Below are 6,493 nucleotides of genomic sequence, written 5' to 3'. Positions count from 1 at the left end.
TTTGGGATTTTATTCTTGACGCTTTATTTGTATCAGGCTTTTCGTGAATTGGTATAAGTCGGGTAGGTAATGTTAATATCATGATATATTTGTCAAAATCAAATCTCATACTTAAGCCTGATATAAATGGTTGTAGATAGGATGTGATATCTAAAATCAGCCTTTAGATAGTAGATCGATTAGCAGTATAAATTCTTAAACAAGATAGCTTGCCAGTATCAACCTCAGCTATGCGGCAAGGCTAATCACAAAAGTTCAACTCAAGCCTCAGTTATAAAGTATTGGCTGTATAAGCCCAGATTGTTCTTTGCCTATCTAGCTCTCAATATACTTACTAAACCTCGGCCATTTTGAAACCTGGAGTAGTGCGGGACGGAAAGCCCGCTACGAAGATCAGGGAGCATCTTGCTCCCACTACTTTTAAAACTATAGTTATCAAAATAGATGTGGTTTATAAGTAATAATACCCCAAGCCAGACTTTGGGAATATTACCATTATTTTCTGGTAGTAATTTTAGAAGTTATTTGCTAAAACTAATTATCATAATAAAGCTAGGAACAATTTCGATACATAACTATAATCTGTCTATTAGTTGACATTTTGGCTGAAGATACCAGGCATAGTTATATTTCATTTTTTGCTGTTAAACGTAATTCATAATTAATACTTCTTATGGACTATCACTATGAATAAGTGAGCAATTTTAGTGCGCTAGAGCTTATTTATGAAATCCTCTATGAAATTCGCTAACTAGTCTTAGTAGGGGAAAGATTTGCTATAAAAATTTAACTTTTTCAATGTTGATTCACTAATATGAACCCGCACCAAGAAAATGCCATTCCTTTAGAGGCAAGTTCTCTTCCCGTTATTCCCATTCAAGAAATCCCAGAGGATAGAGCTTTAACAGAAACGGTAATTTCTCCGACTCCGAAACGGTTTTTAAAATTTGTTTCTAAACTAGAAATTCGGACAAGCTTGAGGGCGCTAACTTTTGAGAGTGTCTTCGCGAGTATTTTTTATAGTATTATTGGCGGTGCTTTGCTCAGTAATTTCTTGCTAGAGTTAGGTGCTGGACCTACGGAAATTGGATTACTTGCAGCTATTCCTCAGATGGCGAATCTGCTGCAACCACTGGGAGCATATTTAGTTACCAGAAGTACAAGCTTTCGCTCGTATTTCATGAGTATATTCATTCCATCTCGGCTGTTGTGGTTGATTCTTTTACCAGCGATTGGGTTAGTGAAATTATCTGGGCTTGCTGGGTACCCAGTAGCGCAGTTGACATTAGGAATTTTGTTAGCAGCTAATATCATTGAAGCCTTTGGTCGTGCGCCTTGGCTTGGTTGGTCAGCTGTATTAGTACCTCAAAGATTACGTGGGAGATATTTCGGTTTTCGTAATAGTATTCTTGGTTTAACAAACTTTATTGCTGTCCCACTTTTGGGACTGGCGGTATCCGCTTGGCCTGGTGGAAAACTTCAAGGTTACAGTGTGATTTTGGCTTTCGGAATCATCCTGGGAGTAATTAGTGTAGTGTGTCAAATCTGGATGAAGGATGTGAATCCACAGCTTTTTAAAGTTGGCGATTCAGACACATCTCAATCACAAACTCAAGGGATAGATTTGAGCTTTTTAAAAGACGGAAATTTTTTGAGGTTTGTATTTTATTTGAGCATTTGGTGCTTTTCTGTTAATATCAGCGGCCCCTTCTTTAACCTCTATTTGCTCGATGATTTGGATATAGATATCAGTGTGGTAACTGTTTATAACGGTCTGGGAACTGCGGCGAATATGTTAATGCTACTGGTATGGGGTAAACTAGCTGACCGAATTGGAAATCGTCCGCTATTGCTATTGGTGGGAGTTTTAGTGGCGGTGACACCTCTGCTGTGGTTGTTCGTCAGCAGCAATGAAATTTCCTTTTGGGTTTGCTTACCCTGTTTGCATATGTTAGCTGGCGGGACATGGGCAGCAATTGATTTGTGTACCAACAATTTGATGATGGGTATATCACCACTGCGTCATCAGTCCAGCTATTTTGCGATCGCAGGCGCAATTGCAGGTATTACTGGTGCGCTCGGTACTACTGTCGGTAGTTTCCTCGCAACTGTACCTGCTGCTGGGGGTTTATTGGGGTTATTTGTACTTTCAGGTTTACTACGCATAGCTGCACTTGTACCTTTGATTTTTGTTCAGGAACAGCGTTCTACACCACTGGGTCAGCTAATACGAGTCCTATTCCCAATCAAACAACCAACAGATTTCATCAAAGCAGAATAATACGCAGCTTACCCATTCATTTATCTCAACGATATTATTCTTTTGTAAACCACCAGGGCAACGCTATAGAGATCGCACAAAACTTCCACTAAAGGCGATCGCTTACTGAAAGAGAAAGCAAATGGTAAGCGATCACATTGTTAACGCTCTTGGGTGACAGTTACAACAACGCTTCACCAAAGCAAAAGTATATTCTCGCTTTGAAGAATTATTAGCCTACTTGTAAACTGTGAGCTTGGTCAAGTTGTTTAGGGACGAGATATCGCTCACCTGCGTTCTTAAAAGATATAGCTCCTCAAGGTTAGTTAGCTTAGCCAGAGCAGAAATATCACTCACCTGCGTTTCTGAAAGATTCAGCGATGTCAGGTTGGTCAGCTTAGCCAGAGCAGAAACATCGCTCACCTGCGTTTCTGAAAGATTCAGCGATGTCAGGTTGGTCAGCTTAGCCAGAGCAGAAACATCGCTCACCTGCGTTTCTGAAAGATTCAGCGATGTCAGGTTGGTCAGCTTAGCCAGAGCAGAAACATCGCTCACCTGCGTTTCTGAAAGATTCAGCGATGTCAGGTTGGTCAGCTTAGCCAGAGCAGAAACATCGCTCACCTGCGTTTCTGAAAGATTCAGCGATGTCAGGTTGGTCAGCTTAGCCAGAGCAGAAACATCGCTCACCTGCGTTTCTGAAAGATTCAGCGATGTCAGGTTGGTCAGCTTAGCCAGAGCAGAAACATCGCTCACCGACGTGTCTGAAATATCTAGCCTTGTGAGGTTGGTCAGGTTGGACAGAGCAGAAACATTGCTCACCTGAGTTCTTGAAAGATTTAGCCATGTAAGGTTGGTCAGCTTAGCCAGAGCAGAAACATCGCTCACCTGCGTTTCTGAAATATCTAGCCTTATGAGGTTGGTCAGGTTGGACAGAGCAGAAACATCGCTTAACCACATTACTGAAATATCTAGCAATGTAAGGTTGATCAGGTTAGCCAGAGCAGAAACATCGCTCACCAGTGTCCACGAAAGATTTAGCGATGTAAGGTTGGTCAGGTTAGCCAGAGCAGAAACATCGCTCACCAGTGTCCACGAAAGATTTAGCTTTTTGATATTGGTCAGGTTGGACAATGGATTTAAGTCACGCAATTTTCTTGGAATTAGAATCGGAATCTGCCCGCCTTCTTCAACGTGTTGTCTAATGACTGATATTTGGCTCCAATCATCAACAAAGCTCGCTAGTTCTTGAGCAACTTTGAGAGTCGGATCATCGAGAAACTCTTTCAGAAGATCCCTTGCTCTCTGATCACTGATTAATCCCAGCGTTCGCACACAGGCTGCACGTTCTGCTGCTTTCCAGCTTGTTCTCTTTTGAAGATAAGGTATAATTGCTTCACCACAGGATGCTAAGACTGTTGCATCTGTCAAATTTTGCGGTGGCAACAGTTGTTCTGATAACTTGGTAAAAGCTTGGCTAATTTCTGAATCATTTAGTTGGTAGGCATTTGTGTAACACCTAAGGAAAAAGAACTGCTGTGACCTGATTTTTGCAGCTTCTAATCGGGCTTCTTTTTTCCGTGCTCTAGACGGAGCATTTAAAGGAGTTTTTTCCAGAATTGCTCTTACAAGCTCAGTAGCAAACTTAGAACCATCTCGTGGTAGTGCAACAGCAAACAAAATAACAGGTTGCCAGGAAGCTTCATCATTGTGATTTGCTAATGTCTGAACATCACTGATATTAACAAAACGTTCGGCGGCAAGAAATTCTTTTAAAGTGTTGTGCAAAAATTCAATTCTTTGCTCACTTGATTCCTGAAGCATCCCACTGCGCTCAACGAGTGCTCGACGAATAGCAATAGCATTGATATGAGAAAGCTTGTAGCTTTCTAACGCTTTAGTAATTTGCTGATCGGCTTCGGCTTCAGTAATTGCAGATACACCTGAACTAACCATGTGGTAAGCAAGTTGAGACAGCAAGCCTTTACGAACCCGAAATTCTAATCGTCCATAAGCTTCATCAATCCATTTTTGAGCTTCAAGGCTCAGACGTTCCTTATCGCGGCGATCGAGTAGCATTTCGCACAGCTTTTCGCATAGTTCGACAGGTGTTTCTGGAAGGTTCTCATTTCGTACCCGATGAAGCGCACAAACTACTGCACAAAGCAAAGGATTACTGGTCAATCGAGCCACAGCAGAGGTAGCCTCAAGTCGTTGCTTTAAGCGTTTTGCCAAAGGTCGTAAATCAGCAGCTTCGTTCCAATTTCTTAAACGAACTTCCATCGCATCATGCCAGCGATCAATGAAGGTATCTCGGTCAGGAGGGGTCATCGGTTCAACCCGCGCAGATACAAACCCAAGTTCAATAAACTCAAGTCGTTCAACTGCTTCAGGACGTGTTGTTACGACATAGTAATTATCCGGGTAAGTTTTCATTAACTGACGGATTTCCCGCATTGTTTCATCACGCGCTTGCTGCGGAACTTCATCTACTCCATCAAACATCACCAGGGCGCGACCACTATTTAAGATATCATCAATCCAATTAGCGGGAGGATCTGGTAATTCTTTTGCAAGTAAAAGAGGAAATTTTCCTGGTCGAGGCAACTGACCATTATTACAATCTCGCAAGCGAATAATAAAGGGAATTTTTTGTCGCCAGTCCCCAGAATTATCTGAAAATTGAGTATCAGGTTCTCTATCAAGCTTACTCAATGAAGGCTTAATCAATGGGAGTTTTTGTCTTGCTGTATTTTTAGAAGCAGCTTCATTTCTGGCTGATTGAACAGCAGCCCAACGCAAAAGAGTTGTTTTTCCACTACCCGCAACCCCACGTATCAGCAAACGCCCTTTATCAGAAAGATTATCAAAAACCTGCTCTGCCGGAAATGTATTCTGATCTTTAGTTGTGATTTCGCTAATATCACCTTCTAATTCTTCTGCTTCTGTAGTCTCCTCATCTTCATCAGACAAATTTAAGGATACATACGCAACAGTCAATGAATATTCCTTCGATTCTCTGGGTACATCAATGCCAAAAAGCTGCACATAATCTAACTTATCAGCGACAGCTTTACGATAACGAACTTCATAATCTTCTGCTCGATCAACTTTACTCTCAGGAGTAATCTCAATCGAAATATTATCTATTAATACTTCTACAGCAGGGTTAGAGTTTTTTTTTGTAGCAACAGAACTACATAACTTTTCCATCCAAGGCGTTAAATATTCTAAAGCCCAACATCCTCGATCATCTGTTCGATTGTGAATAATACGAGGAATCCAACCTCCACCTGTAAAATCGTATTGGCGCAACCAAACCTCACCCGTTACTTTTGCAAAGTCAAGGCGTACAAAGTTATAGCCATTGTTTTTGCTTTCAGACCATTCATGACAAGCTCCTGCTGAAATAACTGTGTGTCCGGTTAAAGCATCAGATCGAACAAAATCCTGATGCTCATGCCCATGTAGGACAAAAGGAAAATCTCGTTCTAACTGCCTACCAAAGCTTGGGTTTTCTTCAGTAACTAACCAATTGGTAGGATGATGCAAAAGCGCAATAGCAAAATCATGCTTTGGAAGTTTTTGAAGCAGAGTTTCCAACTGAAACCGACCTGCCATCCATAATCGACCTGCCTCTGTACGTCCAACACCTCGCGATGACCACGCAGAGTTGAAACCAGCAATGCCAACTCGTAAGCCAGCAACCTCACGAGCATCTGCATAAATTAAATGCTCTCGACCAGTAAGTAAGTGGTCATAGCCATAGGTTTCAAGGAAGTGAGCATAATCACTTAATCGGTTATGAAGCTGCTTCCAATCAGCACTAGCACTTTGAACAATACGTGTAATTTCATCAAGCGAATGTTGCTGTTCTAGCCAAGCTGTCTCAAAACTTGTGATGCGATCTCGATTCACATCATGATTGCCCGGTACAAGGAAAACATTTCGTTGCTCAATGGCTGGCTGAAAAGATTCTCGAACTGCTGTTAAGAAATCATGGGCTTCACGAAATTGTTCGGCTATTGATTTTCCGCCACTATCCCCAATATGCCCAAACGCAGCATCACCCGTAAAAAAAATCAAATCTGGTCTTAACCCATGCTGCTTCTGCATTTTCTTAAGATCCTTGCAGAGAGTATCCGTAACTCTTTTAGCATCCCAACCAGTTCGCGGTTTACAAGCATGGAGATCTGAAAGATGTAGCCAAGTCAGTGTTTGAGCCATTGAGAGAAT

2 protein-coding genes are annotated in these 6,493 nt (G+C 41.7%); one reads left to right on the top strand and one right to left on the bottom strand.

What is annotated here, in order from left to right; genetic code table 11:
- Positions 1–814 precede the first annotated feature (814 nt).
- Positions 815–2,281: an MFS transporter gene (locus BV375_RS18580; RefSeq protein ID WP_086762986.1), complete on the top strand. Its 1,467-nt coding sequence runs from the start codon at positions 815–817 to the stop codon at positions 2,279–2,281.
- Positions 2,282–2,497: 216 nt separating this feature from the next.
- On the opposite strand, the gene BV375_RS18575 is transcribed toward BV375_RS18580, so the two are convergent.
- Positions 2,498–6,484 (bottom strand): leucine-rich repeat domain-containing protein, encoded by a 3,987-nt coding sequence (locus tag BV375_RS18575; RefSeq protein ID WP_086762984.1) that lies wholly within the window; start codon positions 6,482–6,484, stop codon positions 2,498–2,500.
- Between the last annotated feature and the right edge of the window lie 9 nt (positions 6,485–6,493).

The sequence above is a fragment of the Nostoc sp. 106C genome, from assembly GCF_002154725.1.
Taxonomy (GTDB): domain Bacteria; phylum Cyanobacteriota; class Cyanobacteriia; order Cyanobacteriales; family Nostocaceae; genus Aulosira.
Note: the sequence above shows the minus strand (reverse complement) of the source record. Positions and strands in the feature narration are given on the sequence as shown.